The sequence below is a fragment of the Cobetia sp. QF-1 genome (genome assembly GCF_002213105.1).
In the GTDB taxonomy this organism is placed as follows: domain Bacteria; phylum Pseudomonadota; class Gammaproteobacteria; order Pseudomonadales; family Halomonadaceae; genus Cobetia; species Cobetia crustatorum.
This window is the reverse complement of the sequence record NZ_NBVS01000012.1, coordinates 82431-109370: the sequence shown is the minus strand read 5'-3', so window position 1 is coordinate 109370 and position 26940 is coordinate 82431. Positions and strand designations below refer to the sequence as shown.

The 26940-nt window shown below is 56.1% G+C and carries 21 protein-coding genes; 3 read left to right on the top strand and 18 right to left on the bottom strand.

The features are described from left to right. Window positions 1-393 precede the first annotated feature (393 nt). Window positions 394-1251, bottom strand: coding sequence for a CDP-diacylglycerol--serine O-phosphatidyltransferase (pssA, locus tag CFN46_RS16565; protein ID WP_088744180.1), 858 nt, complete (start codon window positions 1249-1251; stop codon window positions 394-396). A gap of 209 nt (window positions 1252-1460) precedes the next feature. Further along, the gene (gene ilvC / locus CFN46_RS16560) at window positions 1461-2477 is read right to left on the bottom strand and encodes a ketol-acid reductoisomerase (RefSeq protein WP_024951560.1); all 1017 of its coding nucleotides are present in this window, start codon (window positions 2475-2477) and stop codon (window positions 1461-1463) included. 354 nt (window positions 2478-2831) lie between these two features. Here ilvC and ilvY point away from each other — a divergent pair, with 354 nt between their 5' ends. After that, window positions 2832-3752, top strand: a complete 921-nt coding sequence (gene ilvY, locus CFN46_RS16555) for an HTH-type transcriptional activator IlvY (RefSeq protein WP_024951561.1) — start codon at window positions 2832-2834, stop codon at window positions 3750-3752. Between the two features lie 103 nt (window positions 3753-3855). Here the strand turns inward: ilvY and ilvN are convergent, their stop codons facing one another. From ilvN to rluD, 5 genes are all read right to left on the bottom strand, one after another. Further along, a complete protein-coding gene (ilvN, locus tag CFN46_RS16550) occupies window positions 3856-4347 on the bottom strand; it encodes an acetolactate synthase small subunit (RefSeq protein ID WP_024951562.1) in 492 nt (163 codons plus the stop codon). After that, window positions 4347-6071, bottom strand: a complete 1725-nt coding sequence (locus CFN46_RS16545; protein ID WP_024951563.1) for an acetolactate synthase 3 large subunit — start codon at window positions 6069-6071, stop codon at window positions 4347-4349. Before CFN46_RS16545 ends, ilvN begins: the two co-directional genes overlap by 1 nt. 575 nt (window positions 6072-6646) lie before the next feature. Continuing rightward, window positions 6647-9277: an ATP-dependent chaperone ClpB gene (gene clpB, locus CFN46_RS16540; protein ID WP_088744179.1), complete on the bottom strand. Its 2631-nt coding sequence runs from the start codon at window positions 9275-9277 to the stop codon at window positions 6647-6649. A 286-nt stretch (window positions 9278-9563) separates the two neighbouring features. Further along, a complete protein-coding gene (gene pgeF, locus CFN46_RS16535) occupies window positions 9564-10343 on the bottom strand; it encodes a peptidoglycan editing factor PgeF (RefSeq protein ID WP_024951565.1) in 780 nt (259 codons plus the stop codon). Between the two features lie 68 nt (window positions 10344-10411). After that, window positions 10412-11365 carry a 23S rRNA pseudouridine(1911/1915/1917) synthase RluD gene (rluD, locus tag CFN46_RS16530; RefSeq protein WP_088744178.1) on the bottom strand — a complete coding sequence of 318 codons (954 nt, stop codon included), beginning with the start codon at window positions 11363-11365 and terminating at the stop codon, window positions 10412-10414. Between the two features lie 106 nt (window positions 11366-11471). Here rluD and CFN46_RS16525 point away from each other — a divergent pair, with 106 nt between their 5' ends. Continuing rightward, window positions 11472-12263 carry an outer membrane protein assembly factor BamD gene (locus tag CFN46_RS16525; RefSeq protein ID WP_088744177.1) on the top strand — a complete coding sequence of 264 codons (792 nt, stop codon included), beginning with the start codon at window positions 11472-11474 and terminating at the stop codon, window positions 12261-12263. Window positions 12264-12421: 158 nt separating this feature from the next. Here the strand turns inward: CFN46_RS16525 and CFN46_RS16520 are convergent, their stop codons facing one another. Continuing rightward, a complete protein-coding gene (locus tag CFN46_RS16520; RefSeq protein WP_088744176.1) occupies window positions 12422-14056 on the bottom strand; it encodes an NAD+ synthase in 1635 nt (544 codons plus the stop codon). 180 nt (window positions 14057-14236) lie between these two features. Here CFN46_RS16520 and CFN46_RS16515 point away from each other — a divergent pair, with 180 nt between their 5' ends. Continuing rightward, complete coding sequence (locus CFN46_RS16515) at window positions 14237-14500, top strand: PP0621 family protein (RefSeq protein ID WP_024951568.1); 264 nt, start codon at window positions 14237-14239, stop codon at window positions 14498-14500. A 40-nt stretch (window positions 14501-14540) separates the two neighbouring features. On the opposite strand, the gene thiO is transcribed toward CFN46_RS16515, so the two are convergent. The 10 genes from thiO to CFN46_RS16465 form a co-directional block, all read right to left on the bottom strand. Further along, entirely contained in the window at window positions 14541-15671 is a 1131-nt protein-coding gene (thiO, locus tag CFN46_RS16510) for a glycine oxidase ThiO (protein WP_024951569.1), read from the bottom strand. Between the two features lie 103 nt (window positions 15672-15774). Further along, window positions 15775-16236: a type IV pilin protein gene (locus CFN46_RS16505; RefSeq protein WP_088744175.1), complete on the bottom strand. Its 462-nt coding sequence runs from the start codon at window positions 16234-16236 to the stop codon at window positions 15775-15777. An 85-nt stretch (window positions 16237-16321) separates the two neighbouring features. Then, window positions 16322-18535: a pilus assembly protein gene (locus CFN46_RS17605; RefSeq protein WP_176426513.1), complete on the bottom strand. Its 2214-nt coding sequence runs from the start codon at window positions 18533-18535 to the stop codon at window positions 16322-16324. Between the two features lie 1226 nt (window positions 18536-19761). Next, the gene (locus CFN46_RS16495; protein WP_141103678.1) at window positions 19762-20220 is read right to left on the bottom strand and encodes a hypothetical protein; all 459 of its coding nucleotides are present in this window, start codon (window positions 20218-20220) and stop codon (window positions 19762-19764) included. A 59-nt stretch (window positions 20221-20279) separates the two neighbouring features. Next, complete coding sequence (locus CFN46_RS16490) at window positions 20280-21242, bottom strand: PilW family protein (RefSeq protein WP_035159344.1); 963 nt, start codon at window positions 21240-21242, stop codon at window positions 20280-20282. Beyond that, entirely contained in the window at window positions 21239-21664 is a 426-nt protein-coding gene (locus CFN46_RS16485; RefSeq protein WP_051510784.1) for a hypothetical protein, read from the bottom strand. Before CFN46_RS16485 ends, CFN46_RS16490 begins: the two co-directional genes overlap by 4 nt. A gap of 40 nt (window positions 21665-21704) precedes the next feature. Beyond that, the gene (locus tag CFN46_RS16480) at window positions 21705-22274 is read right to left on the bottom strand and encodes a GspH/FimT family pseudopilin (protein WP_084488004.1); all 570 of its coding nucleotides are present in this window, start codon (window positions 22272-22274) and stop codon (window positions 21705-21707) included. 215 nt (window positions 22275-22489) lie between these two features. After that, on the bottom strand, window positions 22490-22960 hold the full coding sequence (locus tag CFN46_RS16475; RefSeq protein WP_088744172.1) for a type IV pilin protein: 471 nt from the start codon (window positions 22958-22960) through the stop codon (window positions 22490-22492). Beyond that, window positions 22960-23316, bottom strand: a complete 357-nt coding sequence (locus CFN46_RS16470; RefSeq protein ID WP_024951577.1) for a hypothetical protein — start codon at window positions 23314-23316, stop codon at window positions 22960-22962. The genes CFN46_RS16475 and CFN46_RS16470 overlap by 1 nt, the downstream gene beginning before the upstream one ends. A gap of 8 nt (window positions 23317-23324) precedes the next feature. Continuing rightward, window positions 23325-26930, bottom strand: a complete 3606-nt coding sequence (locus tag CFN46_RS16465; RefSeq protein ID WP_176426512.1) for a pilus assembly protein — start codon at window positions 26928-26930, stop codon at window positions 23325-23327. Between the last annotated feature and the right edge of the window lie 10 nt (window positions 26931-26940).

Sequence of the window (26940 nt, the reverse complement as noted above, 5' to 3'; positions counted from 1 at the left end):
CAATCGAAACAATCACCTGCACACCTCTTTCACCGCTGGTAACGCCATGCGTCCCCGGCAGCGGATGCGTACTTTACGCACCGGACCGGTTCAGCGCAAGGCCTTTTTGAAGAGATTGTCATTCAGTTGTCATGCCTGATCAGGCAAGGCACTACCCACGCCAGTCCAGGCTCTCATCTGCCTTTTTGCTCCTTCTATGGTTTCTCTCTACCCCGTCTTCTATCTACCCCCTTTCAACAGACTTTCTGCCAATCCTGCTCCGCCCCTACTACATACCCTCTACTTAGCCGCGCTCAACAACTTCCACCACCATGCCTGAATTCCAGTCCCCAAGAACGCATTCGGCCCCGCCATGAATGGCGGGGCCGAATATCAGAGATCACACTCCCCTGCTTATCCTTGCTTGCTGCTGCGCATCTTGCGCCCTAGCGCCATGACTGGGCCACTGGCCACATAGAGAGCGAAGAGGCCGAGCAGCATCACGGACGGCTCCAGTGAGATGACCACGAAGGCCAGCACGATAGCGAGCAGCGCCACGAAGGGCACCGGCCCCTTGAGATCGATCTCCTTGAAGCTGTAGTAGCGGATATTTGACACCATCAGGATGCCGGCAGCTGCCACCACGAAGACCATCAGTGACTTGAAGGCGAAGGTTTCGGCATCAAAGTTGTGCATCGTCCAGACGCAGCCAGCGACCAATGCGGCGGCAGCCGGACTTGGCAGGCCAATGAACCACTTCTTGTCAGTGGAGCCAATCTGGACGTTGAAGCGCGCCAGGCGCAGCGCTGCACCGGCCACATAGACGAAGGCGGCGATCCAGCCGATCTTGCCCACATCCTGAAGTATCCAACTGAATGTGACCAACGCTGGCGCCACGCCGAAAGACAGCATGTCTGCCAAGCTGTCATATTCGGCGCCAAAAGCACTCTGAGTATTGGTCAGGCGTGCCACTCGTCCGTCAAGGCCATCAAGTACCATTGAGACAAAGATGGCAATGGAGGCATTGGCAAACTCACCGTTCAGTGCGCACACCACCGCAAAGAAACCGGAGAACAACGCCGAGGTGGTAAACAGGTTGGGCAGCAGGTAGATACCACGTCGTCTGACAGGCTTGCCATCCTCAACCGTATCTTCCACTACCTCACTGTCATCCGTGAACTCTTCCACCACCTTGTCCAGCACGGAACTGGTGCGGCGTGGCTGCTCTTCAGGTGCATCTTCTGCGCCGGGATGTCGATTGTCGTCAGTCATGGGATTCCTTGCATCTTGCCTCGTCGTGGCAGGGTAACGTCATTCTACACCTGCCAGTGACCGCGAATAGTGCTGACACCCTAGCGGCCTCATCGCTGACTGTCACTTTCCTCATCGACTCATTACCGATAGATACGCATAAACGCAAGCGGGGCGCCCTCCTGATGGAGAGCGCCCCGCTCATTTCACGCCAGATCCAGAAGGAAGGATCAGTTGCGTGACTTGTCGACCAGCTGGTTGGCCGTGATCCACGGCATCATGCCACGCAGCTTCTCACCGGTCTGCTCGATCGGGTGTTCAGCATTCTGACGACGACGTGCAGTCATCGACGGATAGTTGGTGTTGCCTTCCTGGATGAACATCTTGGCGTATTCACCGCTCTGGATGCGCTTCAGTGCATTACGCATAGCCACACGGGACTGCTCGTTGATGATTTCCGTCCCCGTCACGTACTCGCCATATTCCGCATTGTTGGAGATGGAGTAGTTCATGTTGGCGATGCCGCCTTCATACATCAGGTCGACGATCAGCTTGAGCTCATGGAGACACTCGAAGTAAGCCATTTCCGGTGCATAGCCAGCTTCCGTCAGGGTCTCGAAGCCCATCTTGACCAGCTCGACTGCGCCACCACACAGGACTGCCTGCTCACCGAACAGATCTGTTTCGGTCTCGTCCTTGAAAGTGGTCTCGATGATACCGGTACGACCACCACCGACGCCGGCAGCATAAGACAGGGCAATTTCCTTGGCCTGACCAGAAGCATCCTGGTGGATGGCGATCAGATCAGGGATGCCGCCACCTTTGACGAACTCGGAACGCACGGTGTGGCCCGGGGCCTTCGGCGCGATCATGATGACGTCGAGGTCAGCGCGCGGAACCACCTGGTTGTAATGGATATTGAAGCCGTGAGCGAAGGCAAGAGTCGCGCCTTGCTTGAGGTTAGGCTCAACCTGATTCTCGTAGATAGCCTTCTGGTTTTCGTCCGGCGCCAGAATCATGACCACATCAGCAGCCTTGACGGCATCTTCAACTTCAGCGACTTTCAGGCCTGCTGTTTCAGCCTTGGACCAGCTGGAAGAGCTGCGACGCAGAGCAACAGTGACGTCGACACCGGATTCCTTCAGGTTGTTCGCATGAGCGTGGCCCTGTGAACCGTAACCGAGGATGACCACCTTCTTGCCCTGAATGAGGGAAAGGTCGCAGTCCTTGTCGTAATAAAGTTTCATTGTCATTGCTCCTGGCGGCACATCCATACAAATGGATGGCATGAAATCATGAAATAGCGTGTCTGTTGTTCTTGCCGTCTCTCGCCTATCGGGAGAAACGTTCAGCAGTGTCCAGCGCCGACGACCAACTATCCTGGGCCGCTCTGCGTCTCGGGAGGTCGTGCACCCTGATGATCAAAACCTGTCTTGCGACTTTGATCAAGGTCTGCCGTCCCCCTCTTGCGCGGCGATGACTCCACCTTACCCGCCGCCCATCGTTGCGTAAAATGCTATATTTGCACTACCACATGCCGATTATTGCAACGACAGGGATTGGCTATTCACCCCAGGACTCACAGACAGCGGACCTTCGGAATGGACAATCGCCAACTCAAGCAATTCCTGACCCTCGCCGAGACGCTTCACTTCGGACGCGCCAGTACCGCCTGCCATCTAAGCGCCTCAGCGCTGTCGCGCGCCATTCGCGCCATGGAAGAAGACCTGGGCGTCACTTTATTCGAACGTGACAACCGCAGTGTCGCTCTGACGCCCGCCGGCGAACGCTTCCGACGTCATGCTCGCGAACTGCTGAATCAGTGGGATGACATACGTCAGTCACTGCTGGAGGACAGCAACGAGCTACGCGGAGAGCTATCTCTCTATTGCTCGGTGACCGCCAGCTATAGTTTCTTGTACGACATTCTCGCCGCCTTTCGCGCTCGTCATCCACATGTGGAATTGAAACTGCACACAGGTGACCCGGCAGTGGCGCTGGAGCGTGTATTGATGGGCCATGAGGATCTCGCGATTGCCGCTCGCCCCGATGTACTGCCAGCCCGCCTTGCCTTCACTGACTTTGCCGAGTCACCGCTACGCTTTATCGCCCCACGCCGTGATGGCCCCGGCCAACAGCTTGAAGGCATCGATGAGACAGGTGCAGACGAGACAAGTATCGATTGGGCACGCGTGCCGATGATTCTTTCGGAGACTGGTCTCGCACGTGAACGCTTCGATGTCTGGTGTCATACGCGAGGCATCAAGCCGCGCTTATACGCTCAAGTCGCCGGTAACGAAGCAATCGTCAGCATGGTCGGATTGGGATTTGGCATCGGCGTGGTGCCACAGATAGTGCTCGACAACTCTCCGCTGGCCGATCAGGTACGTATCCTCGAAGTCGATCCGCCGCTGACACCTTACAAGGTGGGACTGTGCGTGCAGGAGAAGCGTTTGCGGCACCCATTGGTGCGCGCCCTCTGGGATGAGCTGCCTAACAGTCCATTACGCACCACCGATTGAAAACCTCATCCGCCGGAATCCAATAGACCGAGAAAGGAAGCACAGATGAAAACGGCGCCCCGAAGGGCGCCGTTTTCATCTTGCGATCTTGCCTATGCCTGTCTTACAGGCTCAGCACCTTCTCGCCACGTGCAATGCCAGAAACACCCGTACGCGCGACTTCCAGTACGCCCACCGGCTGCATTGCCGCCAGGAAGGCATCCAGCTTGCCGGTGTCACCAGTGATCTGGATGGTATAGAGGCTCGGCGTGATATCGACGATCTGGGCACGGAAGATATCCGCCGTCCGTTTGATCTCGTCACGCTGAGCACCCAATGCCTTGACCTTGACCAGCATCAGTTCGCGCTCGATGTGGCTGCCCTCGGTCAGATCTACCAGCTTGACCACATCAATCAGCTTGTTGAGATGCTTGGTGATCTGTTCGATGACCTTATCTTCACCCACCGTGGTGACCGTAAGACGTGACAGCGTTGCATCTTCCGTCGGCGCCACGTTGAGGGTTTCGATATTGAAGTTACGCTGTGAAAACAGGCCGACGATTCGTGACAGCGCACCCGGTTCATTTTCCAGCAGAATGGAGATGATATGTCGCATCAGGTCCGCTCCGTCTTCGTAAGCAGCATGTCACGCATGGAGCCAAGAGGCACCTGCATCGGATAGACGTGTTCACGCGGGTCAACATAGACATCGAGGAACACCAGCTCGTCCTTGTTGCGGAAGACCTCTTCCAGCGCCGGCTCCAACTCTTCCACCGTGTGCACCTTGATGGCACGGAAGCCATAGGCACCCGCCAGCTGGACAAAGTCCGGCAGCGACTGCATGTAGGAATGCGAATGGCGAGACTTGTAGTTCAAGTCCTGCCACTGGCGCACCATACCCAGCGACTGGTTATTGAGATTGATGATCTTGACCCCGACACCATACTGCTTACAGGTCGAGAACTCCTGCATCATCATTTGGAAACTGCCTTCACCAGTGAACAGCACCACTTCGTCATCCGGGTAAGACATCTTGATGCCCATGGCCGCCGGGAAGCCAAAGCCCATGGTGCCGAGCCCACCGGAGGTGATCCAACGATTGGGAAGTTCGAACTTGTAGTACTGCGCGGCAAACATCTGATGCTGACCGACGTCGGTCGCTACAAAGGCTTCGCCACGCGTCACGCGGTGCACCGCCTCAACGACCTGCTGAGGCTTGAGTGGCTCACCCGGGGCAGCCGGCTCGTAGAGCTTGCCTTCACGTTCGGCACGCCAGCCATCGATCTGGGTCCACCAGGCGGCCAGCGCCTCAGGATTGGCCAGCTCGCGCCCCTGCACAAGGCTGATCATCTCGTTGATCACGGCGTCCGCCGGACCGACGATCGGTACATCGGCGCGCACGGTTTTGGAGACCGAGCTCGGGTCGATATCGACATGGATGATCTTGGCGGTCGGGCAGAACTTCGAGGTGTTGTTGGTCACGCGGTCATCAAAGCGTGCGCCGATACAGATGATCAGATCCGTATGGTGCATGGCATTGTTCGACTCGTAGGAGCCGTGCATGCCAGGCCAGCCCAGACACTGACGATCGCCTTGCGGATAGGCACCAATGCCCATCAGCGAGGTGGTAATCGGGAAGCCGAGACGGCGGACCAGGTCGGTCAGCGCCTCACAGGCACGCCCAGACACCACGCCACCACCAGTGAAGAACAACGGGCGACGCGCCTTGAGCATCAGCTCAACCGCTTTCTTGATCTGACCACTATGGCCACGGGTCACCGGGCTATAGGAGCGCATGCGTACTTTTTTCGGGTAGCTGTACTCATAGCGCTCGGTCGGTGCCGTCATATCCTTCGGAATGTCGATCACGACCGGCCCGGGGCGACCACTACCGGCAAGATAGAAGGCCTTCTTGATGACGCCCGGGATTTCGCTCGGGTGCCTGATCGAGAAGCTGTGTTTCACGATGGGCCGAGTCACACCGACGATATCAGTTTCCTGGAAGGCATCTTCGCCAATCAGGTGACTGGCGACCTGTCCGCACAACACCACCATCGGAATCGAGTCCATATAAGCGGTGGCGATACCGGTCACGGCATTGGTAGCACCGGGACCTGAGGTCACCAGTACGACGCCAGGCTTGCCGGAAGCGCGCGCATAGCCATCAGCCGCATGAGTAGCAGCCTGCTCGTGACGGACCAGAATGTGCTGGACCTTATCCTGGCGGAACAGGGCGTCATAAATATGCAGCGCCGCTCCCCCCGGATAGCCGTAAATATATTCCACGCCCTCGTCGTGCAGGGCGCGGGCGATCATGTCAGCGCCGGAAAGCAATTCCACTTGATTATTCTCCCCTGGAGGTCTCGAGTGCGTCCGGCGGCAATACGCAAGCCGGATCGAGTGCGACCTGAATGTCGCTGCCGTGTTGTCACGGCACCTGATGCCAAACCCTGGCGTCTGAGGCCCGGTTAGGGCCTGCACTCTTGTCGCATCGGTTGGATGCGGTCGGGGCTGATGGCCGGTCGGTACGGTTGGCGTACCCGGACCGGCGTATCCTTCGACAGGCGGACAGAGACTCAGCGTCTGTCCTTAACGCGGTACTTCGAGGGTCACTCGAAAGGCCGCGCCCGCAATCAGGAATGGTCAAGAGTCCAACAGCCACGAGAGGCTGTCAACTGCCCCTTACGCCACTTTGCGTCGCTTGCGCCAAAAGCCACGCAAAAGATGCAAAATGTCGCCACATCCATGCGCAAGACATCACCATCAGTCATTATTTCGCAATTTACTGCCTCATCAATTTCACATGAGTGTGTACGTAATTGCCTGAACACGACCACTCCTCGGAAATGACAACGCCCCGCGGCCTGCTGGACATTACTGCCAGCCGCCCGCGAGGCGTCGATGATGATGTGACTTTAGCGCGTGAAGGTCAGCTCACCGCCCTCTTCCGCCACATGGATGATATCCCCTGGCACGAAGTCACCGGCCAACAGCGAATGTGCCAATGGGTTCTCGATACGGCTCTGGATTGCGCGCTTGAGCGGACGAGCGCCATAGACAGGGTCAAAGCCCGCCTTGGCCAGCAACGCCATGGCCGCATCGCTGATCTCGAAGCCAAGGTCGCGATCTGCCAGACGCGCCTTGAGACGTCCCAGTTGAATGCCAGCGATCGAGGCGATCTGCGACTGTCCCAATGCGTGAAAGACGACGACCTCATCAATGCGGTTGATCAGCTCAGGACGGAAGTGATTGCCTACCACTTCCATCACGGCGGCTTTCATGTCGTCGTACTGGAAAGCAGCTTTATCAGCAGCTTCGCCTTCTGTCTCGCCTTCAACTACACCATTGAGACCACTCATTCGCTGGATCATCTCAGACCCCAGATTCGAGGTCATCACGATCACAGTGTTGCGGAAATCGACAGTACGTCCCTGACCATCGGTGAGACGGCCATCTTCCAGCACCTGCAACAGGATATTGAAGACATCCGGATGCGCCTTCTCCACTTCATCCAGCAACAGCACGGAATACGGTTTGCGACGCACAGCCTCGGTCAGATAACCGCCTTCTTCGTAGCCGACATAGCCGGGAGGCGCACCGATCAAGCGAGCCACGGAGTGCTTCTCCATGAACTCCGACATGTCGATACGCACCATCGCCTCTTCGGTATCGAACAGGAAGTTGGCCAGCGATTTACAGAGCTCGGTCTTGCCAACGCCAGTCGGGCCGAGGAACAGGAAGGAGCCGTTGGGACGATTCGGATCCGACAGCCCCGCACGTGAACGACGTACCGCGTTGGCCACCGCGATTACCGCCTCGTCCTGACCAATCACCTTCTCGTGCAGCGCCTCTTCCATGCGCAGCAGCTTGTCACGCTCACCTTCAAGCATCTTGGAAACAGGGATGCCGGTCCAACGCGAGACAACCTCGGCAATCTCTTCCTCAGTGACATTGGAGCGCAGCAATACGTGAGTCGAGGTGTCTGCCTCACCCTCACCCACCTCACTGATCTGTTTCTCAAGCCCGGGGATCACACCGTACTGCAGCTCGGACATGCGGCTGAGGTCGCCTGCGCGTCGTGCCTGCTCAAGATCGATACGTGCTTGCTCAAGCTCAGCCTTGAACTGGGCCGCACCCTGAATGCTGGCTTTCTCGGCCTTCCAGACTTCATCGAGGTCCGCGTATTCACGCTCCAATTCAGTGATCTGCACTTCCAGGGCATCGAGACGCTTGAGCGCGGCTTCATCCGTCTCCTTCTTGAGCGCCTCGCGCTCCATCTTTAGCTGGATCAGGCGACGATCGAGACGGTCCATCTCCTCCGGCTTGGAGTCCAGCTCCATGCGGATACGTGAGGCCGCCTCATCAATCAGATCAATCGCCTTGTCCGGCAGCTGGCGATCCGTGATGTAGCGCGAGGACAACCGTGCCGCCGCAATGATGGCGCTATCAGTGATATCGACACCGTGGTGCACTTCATAGCGCTCTTTCAAGCCGCGCAGAATGGCAACGGTGTCTTCTTCACTGGGCTGGTCGACCTGTACCTTCTGGAAACGACGCTCCAATGCAGCATCTTTCTCGATGTACTGGCGATATTCATTCAGCGTGGTGGCACCGACACAATGCAGCTCGCCACGCGCCAGCGCCGGCTTGAGCATGTTGCCGGCATCCATCGCGCCCTCGGCCTTGCCCGCGCCGACCATGGTATGCAGCTCATCAATGAACAGGATGACCTGCCCTTCTTCCTGCGACAGCTCCTTGAGCACCGACTTGAGGCGCTCCTCGAACTCCCCTCGGAACTTGGCCCCCGCCAGCAGCGAGCCCATGTCCAGTGACAGCACACGCTTGTTCTTGAGACCTTCCGGCACTTCGCCATTGACGATGCGACTGGCAAGCCCCTCGACGATAGCCGTCTTTCCCACCCCCGGCTCACCGATTAGTACCGGATTGTTCTTGGTGCGGCGCTGCAATACCTGAATCGTGCGACGAATCTCTTCATCGCGCCCGATGACAGGGTCCAGCTTGCCGGCACGCGCACGTTCGGTCAGGTCCATGGTGTACTTGTTGAGCGCTTCGCGATTGTTCTCCGCGTCTGCATCCCCCACGGCTTCACCACCACGCAGGGCATCAATCGCCGATGCCAGTGCTGGTTTCTTGACGCCGGAAGAGATGAACAGCTTGCCAAGATCACCGCCCAGCTCTAGCGCGACTAGCAACGCGAGCTCGGAGGCAATGAATTGGTCGCCGCGCTTCTGGGCCTCGCGGTCCGCGAGATTCAACAACTTGCCGAGTGCCTGAGAAGGTGCGACGTTGCCATCGAACTGTGAGACGGTTGGCAGATCATCCAGCTGACGCCTCAGGCCACTCATCAGCGCTGTAGCATCACCACCGGCCTTGTTAACCAGTGCCTTGAGGCCACCATCACGGTCCTCCAGCAACGCCAGCAACAAGTGCTGAGGATGGATTTCATTGTGGCCACGCCCGACGGCGAGGGACTGAGCATCGGCCAATGCGTTCTGTAGCTTGCTGGTCAGTTTATCTATGCGCATGGTGCTTCTCCTGAGAGTCATGGCGGTACTCCTTTTCTCAGGAGCTTCGCCTGTAACAATTCGTATCTGACACTCAAGATGGGGGCTGCCCAGTGGCTTTCAAGGGAGTTTTCGCGGCAATGCAGCATACATGGTGACTTTCCTGATCCAGATCACCTCGAGAGCACCTTCTGGTAAAAACAACAACGCCCCACCCACCTGAATCATTCAAGTGGGTGGGGCGTTGTGCGGACAATAATCGCTATCAGCTCATGCGAGCTAATCCCAACGAGTCCATCAAGGCAATTCAGCGCAGCCAGATAACGGTAGCCAAGCGCCCTGTCACACCATCATCGCGACGGTGGGAGTAGAAGCGCGGTTCTGATGCAGTACAGAAATGCCCACCGCTGACATGGCCAACACCAGCACGCTCAAGTCGCAGACGTGCCAGCTTGTAAAGATCACACATATAGTGACCCAACCGATAAGGGCTAGCTTCGAAGGCATCTTCCGCTGCTGGCTGATCAGACAGAAAAGCATCTCGTACTTCAGGGCCCACCTCGAACTGCGCATTGGAGATGGCCGGCCCTAACCAAGCCATCAGCTCACCAGGGTCTTCCCCGAGCCGCGCAACCGTGGCTTCGAGCACACCTTCTACCAATCCACGCCAGCCAGCATGTGCCACACCGATGCGAGTGCCCTGGCGATCGCAGAACAATACCGGCAAGCAATCCGCCGTCATCACGACACAGGCTTGTCCCGTACCGGTGCTGACACAGGCATCTGCACGCGGCGCTACGACTGTTTCAGAATGCTCCTCACCGTGGCAGACCTCGAAGGCATCCATGACCTGAGTGCCATGCACCTGATCGAGCCAGGCCAACGGGCGGCCATCATCAACTTCTGCCGCCAGCAACTCCCGCACCCGCGCCACCATTATCGGGTCATCACCGACATGCAGCGCGGGATTGAAGCCGGCAAAAGGGCCCTGGCTTGGGCCACTCTCGCGCGTGGTGACAAAGGCCTGCACCGGACTGGGTGCGGGCCAATCCGGCAAAATCAGGGTCGGGCGCTGGCTGTCGTGCATGTCATCTCCTTGAGCCAGCACTGTGACAATCGGCATTTTTCCTCGACCGTCACAGCGCCAGCACAAAATCAGCGGGCGATGTCTTCCTTGAGATAGTCGATCAGTACCAGCATGTCACCCGGCATCTCGGCGCGGAATTCAACTTCCTTGCCGGTAATCGGGTGAATGAAGGCAAGGCGACGTGCATGCAGCGCCTGACGCGGGAACTGACGCAACAGCTCCTTCAGTGGATCACTGGCACCCGGCGGCAACTTGAAACGACCACCGTAGACCGGATCACCGACCAACGGATAGCGCTGATGCGCCATGTGCACGCGAATCTGATGCGTACGCCCTGTCTCCAGCTTGCAGCGGACATGGGTATGGCCGCGGAAGCGCTCAACCACGCGATAGTGCGTGATCGCCAGCTTGCCACTGTGCGTGACTGCCTGGCGCTTGCGGTCCTTGGGATGGCGGCCGATAGGCGCATCCACGGTACCGCCAGCCGTCATCACACCGGTCACGACTGCATCGTATTCACGCGATACGGTACGCGCCTGCAACTGCTCGGCCAGCTCAGTCTGTGCCGTCAGCGACTTGGCGACCACCATCAAACCACTGGTGTCCTTGTCGAGACGATGCACGATACCAGCGCGCGGCAGCATCGAATTGCCCGGGCAGTGGTGCAAGATAGCGTTCAGCAAGGTGCCATCATGATTACCGGCCCCCGGATGCACGACCATGCCGTGGTCCTTGTTGATGACCAATACATCGTCATCTTCGAAGACGATCTCGAATTCGATATCCTCAGGGCCGTGACTGACTTCTTCTTCAAGCTCGGCGTTCAAGGACAGGCGCTCACCGCCATAGACCTTCTCGCGGGGCTTTACGGCGGCGCCGTCGAGGGTCAACACACCGGTCTTTATCCAGTGCTTGAGGCGCTCACGGGAATAGTCGGAGAAGATCTCGGCACATGCCTGATCGAAGCGCATACCAATCATCGTTTCCGGAATTCGCTCTTCGCGGTTAATGGTGTCTGCCATATTGCTCTCTGAGGCCGTTTCGCAGGAAAGGGCCTTTGCTTTATAGTAAGTGCGGATCGGCGGATTCTAGCATGCCCGCCATGGATTGCCCGAGATGAGGAAACCGATGCGCGCTCTTCCCTTGACTGCCCTCGCCCTGGCCAGCACTTTGCTGGCTGGCTGTGCGACCTCCGAGCCGGCACCGGATCTCCAGGAACAGGACCTGTATCGTCAGGCTCAGGTTTCCCTGGACACCAGCCGCTTCAATTCAGCGGTTCAGCAACTTGAAGCCCTGGATACTCGCTTCCCGTTCGGTAGCTATGCCGAGCAGTCGCAGCTGGAACTGATCTATGCCTATTACCAGGTCGACAACTGGGAAGCGGCACGCGCCGCAGCCAGTCGATTCATTCGCCTGCACCCTGATCACCCGCAGATCGACTATGCCTACTACATGCGTGGTCTGGCAGCGTACAGTGCAGGACGATTCAGTCTGGAAGCGCTGGACCTGATCGACATCTCGCGCCGCGATCTAGGGGCTACGCGTGATGCCTATATCGATTTTGGCGAATTGGTGCGTCGCTTCCCCAACAGCACCTACGCAGCAGATTCGCGTCAGCGCATCATTTATCTGCGCAACGTGCTGGCACGTGGCGAGCTGCAGACAGCTGATTTCTATCTGCGCAAACAGGCCTATCTAGCTGCTGTGAAGCGTGGCGAGTGGGTTATCGAGCACTACCCTAACACTCCTGCCACCCGCGATGCGCTGGCCGTGATGGTAGAAGGGTACTTGGGGCTCGGTCTACGTGACCGCGCCAGCGAGACTCTCAAGGTGCTGATCAAGAATGATCCGGACAACAAGCGTCTGGATGGTCGCACCTTCGACCCTCGTTACGTTAACGCTGACCCGCTCACCGTATAACTCAAGCACCATCCAAAGCATGGCAGCTGTACCTGCGCGGCGCCAGATACATGGCCGCAAACGAAAAGCCCGTGATCATTGATCACGGGCTTTTTTATGCTCTCACGCGTCAATCAGCATGGCACCCACTGCTGATCAAAAGATAACCACTAGCGGAATCACTCGCCGGCGGCCCAGCCATTGACGATCGGATAGCGGCGATCACGCCCAAAACCACGCGGTGTAACTCGCACACCGACCGGCGCCTGACGGCGTTTATATTCACAGCGATCGACCAAGCGTACTACCCGATAGACGTCTTCTTCCTCAAAGCCAGCACGGATAATCGCCTCAGCACTCATATCACTCTCGATATAGTGAGTGAGAATGGCGTCCAGGATGTCGTAATCAGGCAGCGAGTCGCTGTCGAGCTGATCTTCAGCAAGCTCCGCCGACGGTGGACGCGTGATGACACGCTCAGGAATCGCCGGCCCCATGGTGTTACGCCAATGGGCGAGACGGAACACCCACGTCTTGTAGACATCCTTTAGCGCGTTATAGCCACCGACCATGTCGCCATAGAGCGTGGCATAACCCACCGCCATCTCACTCTTGTTACCAGTCGTCAGCACCATCAGCCCTTTCTTGTTGGAGATGGCCATCAGCAGCACACCGCGACAGCGGGACTGTAAATTCTCTTCAGTGGTATCACGCTCGCTACCCGCGAAGCTCTCGGCCAACGTTTCGGTAAAGGCCTCGACCATCGGGGCGATGGGCATCACTTCATAACTCACGCCCAATAGCTTGGCTTGCTCAGCAGCGTCCTCCTTCGAGATGTCCGCCGTATAGTGATACGGCATCATCACGGCATGCACGCGGTCTGCGCCCAGCGCATCGACAGCAATTGCCAGTGACAGACCGGAATCGATCCCACCGGACAACCCGAGTACCACACCCTTGAAGCCACTCTTGTTGACGTAGTCACGCAGGCCCGTGACCAGTGCGCAGTAAAGAGATTCTTCCGGTGACAGCAGTTCGGCGATTTCACCAGACTGGGGTGTCCAGCGGCCACCCTCTTCCTTGAGGAACTGCACCGGCATCAGGCCGACATCCCACCACGGGGCCTGAACGCAGGTCTTGCCATCGGCATCGATCGCCGCGGAGCCTCCATCAAAGACCAGCTCATCCTGGCCGCCAATCTGATTGACGTAGACCAGCGGGCAACCCACTTCAGCGGCACGCTTGGCAAACAGACGATTGCGCTCAGCCGGCTTCTCGAGATGATAGGGGGAGGCGTTGAGGCTGACGAGGATATCAGCCCCCGCGTCACGGGCCTGACGCGTCGGAGTGCCGTCCCACAGGTCTTCACAGATCACGATGCCCAGACGAGCGCCACGGCATTCCACCACGCAGGATTCAGTACCCGGTGTGAAATAACGTTGTTCATCGAAGACCTGATAGTTGGGCAGCGCCTGCTTGGCGTACTCGGCGATCCATTCGCCATCCTTGAGCACACCGGCAAGATTATAACGCTGGCCATCCCGCATGCCGGGGTAGCCGACAATGACCATCACGCCACGCGCGACTTTCTTTGCCATGCGCGCACGTGCCTCTTCAAGACGTGCTTCCATGGAGTCGCGCAGCAGCAGGTCTTCCGGTGGATAGCCCGTCAGACATAGCTCGGGTAGCACCACGACATCGGCCTTATGCTCAAGACTCGCTTCACGAACGGCCTCAATGGCACGCTCAGTATTGCCGGGAATATCACCGACCAGCGGGTCGAGCTGGGCCATTACCAGAGTCAGATCTTGCATGCGGTAAGGATCTCTCGATTGGCGGTTCGATAAGGGGCCAGTACACTGTGGCCAGACATCTGGCTCAGACGATTGAGCCGTGTACCGGCCCATCTGAATTCATGATGGCCGCCATTGTCCCGCAAGGTCACGCCGCTGGCAAAAGCCGCTCGCGTCACCTCACCAGGGAGTTATATAGGAATGAGCCTGTTGATCATCCGTCTGCTGGTTTTCGTCGTCCTGTTCTGGGCGGGTTTACGCCTTTACCGCATGTATCGCCAATGGAAGCTGGGTCAGGAACACAGCGAGCATGGCGAACCTACTGAGCGTAAAGCCCAGAACATGGTGCGCTGCGCCTACTGCGATCTGCATCTGCCGGAAGACGATGCCATTCGCCATGAGGCGCTCACCTTCTGCTGCAATGAGCATCAGCAGCACTTTCTGGAGGAAGGGCCGCGCAAGTAAGCCAACATCCCTGGCCCGAACACGTTGTCCAAGCACGCGATCAAGCCCAGTGCGTCGTCGCATCTTCCGACGGCGTCTGGGCCAACAACGTAACAGGCTGATAGGGGACGGGATCAACAATCGGCGTGCGCCCGAGTAGTTGGTCCGCCAGCAGGCGAGTCGATGCCGGCGCCAACACTAGTCCATTGCGATAGTGACCGGCGTTGACATGCAGATGGCGTCGCTCTGGCACAGCACCAATGAACGGCGTGCCAGTGGGGGAGCCAGGGCGTAAACCTGCCCAATGATGCTCGACCTCACACTCCGCCAGCGCCGGAATGATCTCACAGGCACTCTTGACCAACGATTCACGCGCCTCAGCGGTGGTCGTCTTGTCGAAGCCGACCTCCTCTAGCGTGGACCCTGCCACGATACGACCATCGGCGCGCGGAATCACGTAGCGCCCATTCTTGAGCACCACTCGCTCCACCAGCCCCTTGGGCGCCTTGAACAGCACCATCTGGCCACGTACCGGACGCACCGGCAGCGCCATGCCTGCCTCGCTCAGAATCTCGCGACTCCAGGCACCGCCGCAGACCACGACCTGCCCCGCTGCCAACACCGAGTTGGCGGTCTGTACGCCGATAGCAGTGTCGTCCTGCATCAGAATGCCTTTGACCGCGACATTCTCCAGCAGACGCACACGTGGATGCGCCTCAAGCGCCGCACGCAAGGCCTTGCCAAGGCGCGGATTGCGAATGCTACCCAACGTCGGCATCCATAGCGCGGAATCACATCCAGGGGCGACGGCGGGTGCCTTGTCGTAGAGGAAATCTGCATTAACGCGAGTCAGCGGCTTGGCATATTCTTCAGACCAGGCAAGCGCTGTCTCGGCGTCCTCGACATTCAGGTACAAAAGCCCCTGCTGACGATATTCAGGATCAATGCCCGTGGACTCGAGCAGACGTTCGGCCAGCGAAGGATAAAACCCTTCGGACCATGCTGAGAGTCGTGAGATCGGTGAACTATAACGCCAAGGATAAAGCGGCGAGACGATCCCACCACCCGCCCAGGAAGCCTCGCGACCACACTGACCTCGCTCGACAAGCGTGATACTCGCGCCACCATCCGCCAGTTCCAGCGCAGTCAGCATGCCGATCACTCCCCCGCCTACCACTACAAAATCATTCACGCCTGTCTGCCCCTACCGTCAATTGCGAGAGTCTACGAGCATACCCTGCAGCCAGTGATCCACAAGTCACACGGATGCCTCCAGCCTATTAGCAAGCAATCCGCTACCAACAGTCTCCCCCGCCTTCTGCCGTGCGCCGACCGGTACTGCTCAGACTCAATGTCTTGCACTCAGTATCTTGAGCCTGCACGTCGATTGCCGTGGCCTTGAGCGTGAACGCCGTCTCATTGCCACTGATGCCTAGCGTATAAAAGCTTTCCGGTGATGTCGTGCCACGCCCCAAACCATCGGCGTCGCAGCTCGCATCTCCACCAATGCTCTGGGAGTACTCGCCACAGCGCGCCATGTAACGCTCCTGAGCCTGGGCAAGTGTGACCAGCGCAATGTGTGCATCCTCACGATGAGTTCGCAGTACATAACGCTGATAACTGGGGTATGCGATAGATGCCAGAATGCCGATAATCGCGACAACGATCATGAGCTCGATCAGGCTAAAACCACACTGCTTCCAATAAATATTTGTATGACGAGCAGCACGCAAATTCGTAATGAATCTTTTGGACATGGTGGCTTCCTGTCATTAAACAGCCACCGCAACAAGTTGCGATGGCTGAGATAAGAAGTGAGAACACTGCGCCTCACTAAGTGACTTACCGTAGCTGATACCAGGACACGCGGCCTGACGCAGAGGATGTCTGAACATTCAGCTCGAGCGGAGTGACCGCCCCTGGCTCACTCCCACTGGCACCAGTTGCCACAAAGACATGATTGCCAATGCTGGTCAGCCCGCTAGGCTCTCCAGAGAGCTTGATGCTGACCACGATATTACCAACCTCGGGACCGCTCTCATCCACCTTTCCGATCAGATCACCGACATCGAAGCTCTTGTCTTCATTGAGATCGAAAATCGGCACATAGCTTGAGTTTCCGCTGTCGTAGGACGGCAAACCTGTTTGCGCATCTACCGCGATCAGCCAACCACTACTATTGGCTTCACAGAAATTACTGCCGCCACCGTCCGTGCGAGTTGCAACCACCAGAAGATTACCTAGCAGGCTGGCCGGCTGGATGACCTCTTCCCCTGCATCCGTGAGATCCAGATACCAACCATAGCGAGAATCACTGTTATCCAGTTGCTGGCCATAATCAAAGAGCTGACCATTCAATGTACGGCCTACCAATTCACCTTCGCTGTATTGCTGCTCGTCAAAGGCACGCGATTCAAGTTGATTACGCCCCAATCCAAGATGCTGCCCATCATCCAGCACGGTGTAGAGACTTTGCTGAGTGGCCACATCATCATCAATCGGCGTATAGAGCTGCTCACCAGTGCCGAAGGATACTAATAAATTAGGCTCGCTCATGGTGTGCGTCACTCCAGTAAGGCGACTCAGTGTCGGCTTGACCGTGATCGGTTGAACACTTCCACTTCCACAGCTCTTTACATCACAGGTGGCTGTGAAAAGCAGGTTGGCACTCCACTCAGAAGGATCTTTCTCGCTGAGATTGAACTTCCATAACCGTCCCTGCATATCACCACCGTAGGCAAAGTCGACCGTTCCGTTGCCATCAAGATCAGCGACCTGAAGGCTGGTGAGTTCTCCTGCCCCACTGCCGCCAACAAGCTTGGCAATCGCAGTGCCAGTCGTCAGCTCACGCAGAAACAGAGTGGCGGAGGCCTGGTCGTTCTCCGGCTTGAGTCCATTGGGGACCAGTAATGCCTGTTGTCCATTGTTGAGCTGACCAACATGAACTTCGCCATAGACATAGCCAATATCCTTATCCTTGAGACCATTGCGATTATTGTCAGCCCCAAATTCCCAACCTGACAGCCCAGTGGTCGAGATCTCATTGCCTTTGACGGCATCCGTGACATTGAGTACGAAAACTCCACGGCCACCGCCGCCCAATCCAGAAGCTAGCCAGGTACTACCCTCGGATAATGTCGTCACTCGCGGGACGGCATCGACATAATAGCGATGCTGGTAACCAGTGCTCGCCAGATAGCCGAGACCTTCTCCGTTTTCTTCACTAAACAGCAGCTCAGGAATGTAGGCGAATTGCTCATCGCCTGTACCAAGATCAAAGGCATGCAACATGCCATCGTTGGCACCGACGAAAACACTGCCTTGGCTATTGTCATTGCTCCGCGTGATGACTACCGGTGAGGAGCCAATGATATCGCCTAGAACACTCCCTTGGCGGGTACGCAATCCTTTGCCTTCCAGCGCACGACTCCCCTTGAGCCAGGCGACCATCGCCTCACGCCCCTCACTCTTGCTCAAGTCATCGGGAGCATAGCGCTCTAGATCCTTCTGCTGAACATTGGTGAGGTTGCCTTCCGAGAACACGACTGTTGAGCCGTTATCGGCGGTATAGACCTTTCGATTGGCAACGCCTGCTCCCTTGAGATTGGCCGTCAACCTATCCGAGGCATTCCATAATGGAGATGTCTGGTTTGCCTCGAATGTATCGCTATCCACCACATCAATATCGGAATCGGAGTCCCCCTGCGTAACGGCTGATACTGCCATTACCTCTCCCGACCAGCTGGCCGGTGAGTAGCTGACCTGTAATATCGCGCCACCTGCCTCGACCTCGGCAGTACTCAGATTGGTCGCCACGCCGCTGACACTCTCGCCTCGTGCAACGATGTCGCGGGAAATGGCCGCCAGTGCATCAACCAGCGCCGCAGGGTCAGCGGCATTGAAGTAAAGGCCACCACCATCTTCTGCCGCCTGCTTGAGATCATCGATAGTGCTGGAGGTAGACTCTTGAACGTAGCCTGGCGCGCCATTCGTCAACGCGGTATTCCACTTGCTATTATCGGCGTCGACGCCAAAAGCTACTGTATACGTAGTCATTACTTGATCTTCATAACTTCCACTGCCTAATGTCGTCTTCAAGTCATTATGGGCATAGTGGTAGGCAACATCTGCAAGCGTTGTCTTGCCACCATAATTACCATTGGAATAATACCAACGGCGACTATCTCCATTAGCATCGCCAATATCCTCGACATTGTTACGGTCGCTACCACTACTCTCTCTATTCCAGAAACCATCAGTCACCAAAATAGTAAAGTTCTGCTGGCACATACCTCCTTCATCAGCACTTAAAATAGGAGATGATCCTAATCGTGAATATCTACCTGCATAGTATTCTCCTGCACGATAAAGGGCTTCACGCAAGGGTGTGCCTCGGTATGAGTTCTCACTACTAATGACACTTTTCTCTATGGCCGCTCGGAGTTCATCAAAGTGACTATTGGTGCTAGTATTTCCCAATACCCCCCCGGTAACCGAACTCAACAACCCAGATACCGTATTCAATATCTGAGTAATGATCCCATCTACACCAACACGCTGAGCAGTGTTAGCATTGGGATTGATCGTCAAGAAGCCAGTGCGATATTGAGTGCCGGTCAACAACTCAAGACTTGCGGCTTTCCCAACACTCAAGCGATCTCGATAGTAAGTAAACCAATTAGCATAATTCTGCTGCTCAGCACTTGTAAGGTCTATTACTTTACGCTCAAAATCACAACTTCTTTCCTTGTCTATGTAATAGGAAAAATCTGCCCTGCTATCTGTCAGGTCCACCATATTACTAGCATTATATCCCAAGGCATAATCAATCAACGCCTTCTTAGGATCACTTTGAGGAGCACGAGAACCACTGGACTCGAGCTTCCAAGGCTGATATTCAATATTTTGATTATATGCTTGTGAATTATAGGAAGCACAAAATAGTCGATCGTCAAGATCATATTGTGAAAAAATCCTCACCCAATATGGACTATAATTCCCACATCCACGACTCCTAGTGCAGTACCAAAGATCTCCATATAATTTATCATAGCCTCGAGCCGATTCCCCACCCGCAATAGTATCCTCAAAGGACATCGAGCCTGAGTCATCCAACATCAACAGTACATTGGGTGTGACACCGACATTCTGAGTAATAGGAAGCTGTGAAAGCGTACGCTCGTCATCTGCAGAAGCAGCGAAGCTTGTAGTAGTGACGAGTACCAGGCCGCAGGCTGGCAGCAGACGATAACGCGAGTAACGCTGTGTCATTGATAGTTCCCTTACTGTGCCAGTACGATTTCACTTTGAACGACCGCAAGCGCCAAGCGCTCACTGCCCATCCAACCGGCGGCCGTAATGCGATAACCGTTTTCAGGCAGAGCATTATTCATATTATCGGCATTGAGAATCCCCTGAACGGTACTGCCCAGATATTCAATGATGTAGTTGCCACTCACGTTAGCATCTAAATGACCAATGCCATCCCACCCGCCTGGCGTGAGCAGATTGCCTGGGGCTTCGACACCAGCCGCCGTCAAATCATAGAGACCTTTCTTTCCTGTTTCTGAAAATTCACCTAGCGGGATACTGCCATTTTCCAATGCGGCTTCTGCTTCTCGTAACAAGCCTTCGGCATTGGCATACGCAGTATCATAGCGCTGAGTATTGACCGTCATCCGAGTCTGCAACTGAGTGTTCTCGCTGCCCGAAACAGCCATCAAACCCACGACCACCAACATGACCAGCACCATCAATAGTGCCATGCCACCCTGCTGTCGCGCTGAAGAAAGCCCTGCATTCATAAACCGAGATTCCGTGGACTAAAGGTCATGGAGAAAATGCGCTGCATGGCACCACCCGCCTCACCTTCCACCTGGAGTGAAGGCGGAGTACTAAGTGTCAGATCAAGATGAATGCGACGCACCTGGCTCCAACGACTCCCCACTTCGGCAGCAGTCTGGTCTACGGCGTAACCACTTCCCGCAGTGATATCGAACTTCAGCTCCATATCATTCACGTAGCTGGCCAGCTCTTCAGTGCAGCCTGCTGCAGGGCCATTACCCGATGCATTATCCGAGCTAAGACAAAGCCGCTGCGCCTTATCATCGCTCGGGGCTAGCATCACCAGATACCAACGCTCGAAAGGATAAACGAAGGGACGAGTTTGCTGATTGCCGCCGTAACCATGTTGTAAACCATTGGCCAATGACAATTTGCCATCGTCGCTGGCACTGATGGTGTCGATATCACCACTTTCACAGTCACTCACCATCACGTAACTGCCAGATGCCAATTGCTCGCCACTGTAGTTCTTGACGTTCAACACCCTGTCCCCCTGCGCTGCAGATGACGAGAGCTGCCAACCACGTTGACCATCACTAGCGAGTGCGAGTGCCGGAATTTGCATGGCCAGGCGATCATAGCTCAGTCCCTCATCAATAACCGCTGTCACCTCTAGTGGCTGTGCATGAGTGCCAGTATTGTCGCTCACGCTTCCCAAAGGCGTGCAGCCCGAAAATCCGATATTGCGCATCACCGGTTGTAGCCGATGAGAAACGTGCCGCGCGCTCTCCTGCAGATAAGAAAGCGCTTCCTGAGTCGTCGCGGTAGTGCGCGTAGTCAGAAAGTACTGCAGTGCCATACCGGTGATAAAAAGCCCCAACACCAGGCCCAGCATCAGCTCAACCAGTCCCATGCCTTGCTGACGGTGGAAGCTTTGCTGGCGATGCTGGCGGCAACAAAAAGTAAGTAATGGCTTCATGGCGCGACCCGGACCTCGAGAGTTTCATTAAGCGTCTGTGCATCGGTATCGCTAGCACTGCCCTTATCGGCTGCTGCCTGCCAGCTTACGGTCAACTCGAGGAGGCTATTATTACCGGCGATGTTACCCACCGGGCTGCTCAAGCGGCTAGCGGTAAGCTCCTGCTGCCAGGCCCAGACATCATGTGCCGCCAACGCGTCATTACTGGTAATTCCCGTCTGCTTTTCTGCTTCTTTTGTACTGCCACCCAAATATTTTCCCTCTGAGTTGGCCTGGATACGCTCCGCCATGCCGATCAGAAGAATACGCGCCTCTGTACGCGCATAGCTTTCGCTATTGGCCTGTAGAGTTTCCATTTGCATCAACGCAAAACCAAGCAGGGCAATTCCCATCAGCAGCAGGGCAATCAGCGCCTCAATCAAGCTGGTGCCTCGTTCGGTAGCTTTTACTGGCCAGCATTTCTTACCCACAGCTCATTCCCCCATTACCGTACGCTTCCGGAGCCAAGCGCCCGATGACCGACAGCTCTAGCTGGCGATGGGCCGCAGAGGTGGCTGTCCCACAAATCAACAGTCGCGTGGTGTTACTGGCAGCCCCCTGATCATCAAAGGAGATGCTGTTAGTACCGCTCTGCACCAATGCACCACTAGCATGCTCACGTAGCACTTCAACCTTGTTGCTGCTGAAGCTGCTCAGCGCATCTGCTGGGCTCCCCAGCACCACAGCCCAGCCATTATTCCATTCAGTCGTCGCTTCACAGCGGCTACCGTCATTACTGAGCGGGCATACTGATACCTGCAACCCGCGGGTGACAGCCGTACTACGAGCATAATTAAGCGCAGAGGTCAGTGTCTCTGTCGTGCTAGCTACTTCCTGGCGCGCGATAAAGCCCTGCCAAGCAGGTACAGCGATGGTCGAGATAATAGCTAACACGGCAATCGTGACCATCAGTTCAATGAGGGTAAAGCCACGCATCATGTAGACTCGCTTACCAGTAAGGCTGCCAACAGTGGAGAGGTAAACAGGCATCATCAGGCGCTTCCATCAGAGGGTATCGGCGGGTCAGCCATATGCAAACATTCGTTATTAATCAGTTACACATTCTCACTCAGCCGACACGTAACAACAAGATTCCCCTGCCCTCCTCACTGGCATACATGCCTCCAAGCGCCGGAAACTGACATAAAAAGCCCCGGTCACGAATGACCAGGGCTCGGGGGCGACGCACATTGAGGATGTAGCCAGATCTACCAGCAATCGTTATCTTCGAGCGTATTCGGGTCTATTAGTACACCTCCAGATTTGACCCCTAATTCTGTCAGCTCAAAGGTTTGGCAGTCCTCATCATTGACCTGCGCTCCCTGCGCAGTCGCCGTCAGTTTGTAGCTGTCCGCGTCTCCTGCGACGGCCAGGGAATAGAAGCCCTCTTCACTGACCGCATCAGCCTGCCCCAACCCTATCCCCTCACCACCTCCTCCCAGTGCATCCCCACAACTGGTGGCATCCGTAACACTGGCAGTCGCATATTCACCACAGGTCGCCATGATGCGCTCCTGCATCTGGGCCAATGCCAGCAGCGATGTCGTGGCGTCAGTACGTCGTGATCGCTCGACCTGGGATTGATAACTCGGATAAGCGATGGAGGCGAGAATGCCGATGATGGCAACCGCAATCATGATCTCCAGCAGCCCAAAACCCGATTGTCGTCTGATAAGCATCAGCCACCCCGCCTCAACAGCGTGATATCACGAATGGCGCGCGGTTCACTGCGTGGGTCAAAGAGAATGCGCACCTCCTGTCCTCTCTGCAGGTGGAAGCTCTTCAGCTCCCGCCCCTTGCGAGTCAGCACTCGCGATGCCGGTACCAACACGAAACTGATATCGTCGAGCATTACTTGGTTGCCTTCGATAGAGTCAATGACACCCGTCATCTCTGACTCGCCATCCACCTCGATGGCCAACCCGGCGGAAAGTACCGTCGAACTCATACCCATCATTGCCATCCCTGCCAACATCGCCAACCACACGGTGCAGCGAGAGGGTCTATCTACGAGATAGCGTGCATCGTTCATCATTGGTTCTCCTAACGCAGCTGATACCAGGCGCTCCGACCCTCGAGCCCGCCGATGCCAAAGTCCATCACTGTCGGAAGCACTGTCGTGGTACCGCCCAGGCCTACGAACTGGGTATCGCCCACAAATTTAGGCGATGTCGGCTCACCGTCTACTCTGATCGACAATACGACCTGGTCGTTGACGTTGTCACTGGCATTCACCGTGCCGTCGTCATTGTAATCAAATACCTGTTGGACATTGCTACCGCTGCGCGACGGCTGCAGACCATTACGTAGACTGAGTGCGTTAAGCCAGCCACTGGCCCCTCCCGTGCAGGGACCATTACTGCCCGGGATGGTGGTATTGAAGACAATCAGGTCGCCTCTGACTGCCGGGATGGTGACCATGCGCTCACCTGAGTCTGGCAGAGAGACATACCATCCATATTGAGCACCATTATTATTCAGGTTGGCATAGTCGACGCTGACCCCAGTAACCGTGCGTGCGTCACTTACACCGGATATGTCCGAGAAGCTCTGTTTGACCAACTCACCATGGTAGCGACGCGTGGAAGCACCGGTATGCAATACGCTGTAGAACGCCTGCTCGGAGGTATCGACGGCATCCTGTAGCGTGACCAGTTGTCCTGTTCCCCAGTAGACATTCAGATACGGGGTATCGACGGTGCTATGGAAAACGCCACTCCGCGCCACGGCGACCCGTGAGGTGATTGGCTGACGTGAGGCTACAGGGCAGGTCGCGGAGGCACTATTCAGGGCAACGGCACACGACTGGAAAAGACGTGAGACCTGACCACTGCCCACAGTATCCAGCGCGAACTGGCGCATGTCGAAGGTCCAGACATTGCCGTGCAGGTCACCGGCATAGATCCAATCGGTAATGCCATCGGCGTTAATATCCGCAAGCTCCGGGCTCGACATGCCATTGCAATCGCTGTTCGAGGCAGTACAGCTGCCACCAGCATTACTTCCCTGCTGGGTATCCAGCAAAGCATAGTTGTCAGGATTTTCCAGATCGACGATGAACAGCTTTGCGCGACCATCACTGTCGGCGTTATAACCATTGCCGAAAATGGCGTACCAGCCCCCATCGTCGAGGCGTGCTACCTGAATATCGCTGAAGGTGTATCCCAGGTCTTCGTGGGTGAATTCCCATTGCACGACCTCTGAAGGAGATGTACCACCAGACTCACCAAGCGTGTCGAAGCTGTCAGGATCCGTGATATCCAGCATGTAGATCGCCTTACCACCGGCCCCCAGCCCACCCAATAACAGGGAATGCCAGCTGGCAGTGTCCTCATCTGATAACTGAACGTGGACATCACGAGCGACTGGCGTGGCATCGACATAATACTGGTGAACATAATCTTCATCCGCCAGCTGACGAATGCCGCGTCCATTATCGATACTGAAAGTGGCATATGGCATATAAGCAAATTTCTCTTCACCCGAACTCATGTCTATCGCATGCAGCATTCCATCATTGGCGCCGATGTAGACCATGGATTGACGGTCTTCATGAAGCGTCTTGAAGGCACTATAGGAAGAGGTTTCCATGTCATTGCTGTAACTGGCTGATGGCGGCCCAACTATCGCGGGTGATGCATGCACGATGTCACCCAGATAGTTACCGTTACGCTCCCTGAACAAGCTACCTTCATACTCGTCGTCACCCTTGAGGTAGCCGATCAGATTTTCGAGCTCTGACGTCTTGACCGCCGTCGCCACACCATTGAGCTTGAGGAAGGTGCCAGTGGTATCCAGGATCTGCCCTGTCAGCTGAGTAACGGTATCTCCGACGAGGTCCAACACCCCACTTTGACCGCCCTCAAGACCCAATCCGCCCAGCAGGCTATCGCCCCCTCCCAGAAGCCCCCCTACCAGGCCTGTCGTCACACCATTGGCCGCCTCACGGACTGATATCAATAAAGACTCTGACAACAGGGACTCATCGAGGAAACCGATCAGATCAAGGATTTGCTCAGCCTCAAGTGAACCTGCTTCCTCGATGTCAAAGAAGAACGCCTTCTCATCCACATCGGCAATACCCGGGTTATACGTCAGCACCTGGCGATTACCGCTGCGGCTGGCATCGTCGCGCAGCCAATCAGCAACAGACCACTGTGCCTCTTCCAGCAGGTCGCCATTGTTATCAATCTTGCGTGCCACGATGTCACCAGACCAATTGGAAGGATCATAGGTAGTCTGCACCAGATAGACATCACTGCTCTGTCCACTAGTAGTAATATCGAGGCTACCGGTACTGGCAGCGCGCCCAGCGATAGACTGTGCGATGTTATTGAGCGCATTGATCAATGCCTGAGGATTCGCTGCACTCAAGAACTCACCCCGACCATTCCAGGCAGCATGACGTAGATCATCAATCGTAGTATTGGTATCGGCAACAGGCTGCGGCCAGGAGAATGTGCTGGTGAGGCTGTCCGGGTTGTTCGACAGCGTGCCATCGACACCGAACCCGACGGTGTAAGTCACCATATGCTGGGCAGAGTTCTCGTCCACACCAGGTACTGTCGGCACGCTATCAATAAGGTCCGAGCGAAGGTCAGTGCGGTAATATTTCATCGCCACATCTGCCAGCGTATCGGAATAGGTATCGCGATGGCTGGCATTGATGAAGGTGCCGCTTCCACCATCGGCATTACCCACCCCGGGGCTGGAGCCATTCCAGTAACCATCGGTCATCATGATCGCGTAATTCTGCTGACACATACCACCTTCATCAGCACTCAAGATCGGCGCATTATTTCCTGTGCCCGCGTAATACTCCCCCGCCCTCTTGAGAGCCGAACGCAAAGGTGTCCCACCAGAAGGGTATGCGGTAAAGAGCTTTTCCAGCAGTGCATCGCGCTCATCTGAGTCTGTCATGTCAGCGACATTGCGATCATTACGCTGCTGGATGGTTTTCAAGCCAACGCGCGACTCATTGGTATTGATGACACCGGCCATGGCGGCCTTGGCGACAGACATCCGGTCACGATAATAAGTAAACCAGTTGGAGAAGTTGATCTGCTGCGCTGCGGTCAGTCGACTGACCACAACCTGCTTGGTGGTATCCACATACAGATTGTTCCCGGTACGATAAAGACCACATTCCCCAAAGTCGTATTCACCATCAGCGTCATCATCCGACCAGGGCATGTAATAGACCCCGGACAGATTGACCACTTCAGTCGGCTCGTAAGGATCAGAGCGTGCCGTATACAGAGTCTTGTCAGTGTAGGTGACTCCCAATCTGTCCTTGCCTGCCCAGGGCGAGTAAGTCAGCTGGGGGTTATAGGCGAGCACATTGAAACCGTTGCAAGAACCGATCGCCTTGGCCACCGTCGTCTGGGACTGATGGCTGACGGTGCCAAACCTATTGATGGTATAGACACCACTCCCGGTCAATATGGAAGAAGCTGGCTGATACCCCCAATATTCCACGCCATTATTGAGCGTGTCCTGCCACTCCATGCTTCCCGAATCGTCAAGGATAAACAGGATGTTGGGTTGAACGCCGGTCGCTTCCGTTACCGGCGCACGAGCAATTTCACCAGGGGCCGCCAGGCAAGGCAAAGCGAAAAGGCATAAGGCACCACTCAGCAGATAACGCATATCAATGCTC

Bases quoted from the DNA above. Each gene is read 5' to 3' on its own strand.
- pgeF (WP_024951565.1), bottom strand. From the start codon at position 10,343: ATGCACGACAGCCAGCGCCCGACCCTGATTTTGCCGGATTGGCCCGCA.
- CFN46_RS16505 (WP_088744175.1), bottom strand. From the start codon at position 16,236: ATGTCCAAAAGATTCATTACGAATTTGCGTGCTGCTCGTCATACAAAT.
- CFN46_RS16475 (WP_088744172.1), bottom strand. From the start codon at position 22,960: ATGCTTATCAGACGACAATCGGGTTTTGGGCTGCTGGAGATCATGATT.
- CFN46_RS16480 (WP_084488004.1), bottom strand. From the start codon at position 22,274: ATGATGCCTGTTTACCTCTCCACTGTTGGCAGCCTTACTGGTAAGCGA.
- CFN46_RS16490 (WP_035159344.1), bottom strand. From the start codon at position 21,242: ATGAAGCCATTACTTACTTTTTGTTGCCGCCAGCATCGCCAGCAAAGC.
- CFN46_RS16515 (WP_024951568.1), top strand. From the start codon at position 14,237: ATGAGCCTGTTGATCATCCGTCTGCTGGTTTTCGTCGTCCTGTTCTGG.
- ilvC (WP_024951560.1), bottom strand. From the start codon at position 2,477: ATGAAACTTTATTACGACAAGGACTGCGACCTTTCCCTCATTCAGGGC.
- pssA (WP_088744180.1), bottom strand. From the start codon at position 1,251: ATGACTGACGACAATCGACATCCCGGCGCAGAAGATGCACCTGAAGAG.
- ilvY (WP_024951561.1), top strand. From the start codon at position 2,832: ATGGACAATCGCCAACTCAAGCAATTCCTGACCCTCGCCGAGACGCTT.
- clpB (WP_088744179.1), bottom strand. From the start codon at position 9,277: ATGCGCATAGATAAACTGACCAGCAAGCTACAGAACGCATTGGCCGAT.
- CFN46_RS16470 (WP_024951577.1), bottom strand. From the start codon at position 23,316: ATGATGAACGATGCACGCTATCTCGTAGATAGACCCTCTCGCTGCACC.
- CFN46_RS16465 (WP_176426512.1), bottom strand. From the start codon at position 26,930: ATGCGTTATCTGCTGAGTGGTGCCTTATGCCTTTTCGCTTTGCCTTGC.
- CFN46_RS16520 (WP_088744176.1), bottom strand. From the start codon at position 14,056: ATGCAAGATCTGACTCTGGTAATGGCCCAGCTCGACCCGCTGGTCGGT.
- CFN46_RS16525 (WP_088744177.1), top strand. From the start codon at position 11,472: ATGCGCGCTCTTCCCTTGACTGCCCTCGCCCTGGCCAGCACTTTGCTG.
- rluD (WP_088744178.1), bottom strand. From the start codon at position 11,365: ATGGCAGACACCATTAACCGCGAAGAGCGAATTCCGGAAACGATGATT.
- CFN46_RS16495 (WP_141103678.1), bottom strand. From the start codon at position 20,220: ATGTTGGTGGTCGTGGGTTTGATGGCTGTTTCGGGCAGCGAGAACACT.
- CFN46_RS17605 (WP_176426513.1), bottom strand. From the start codon at position 18,535: ATGACTACGTATACAGTAGCTTTTGGCGTCGACGCCGATAATAGCAAG.
- ilvN (WP_024951562.1), bottom strand. From the start codon at position 4,347: ATGCGACATATCATCTCCATTCTGCTGGAAAATGAACCGGGTGCGCTG.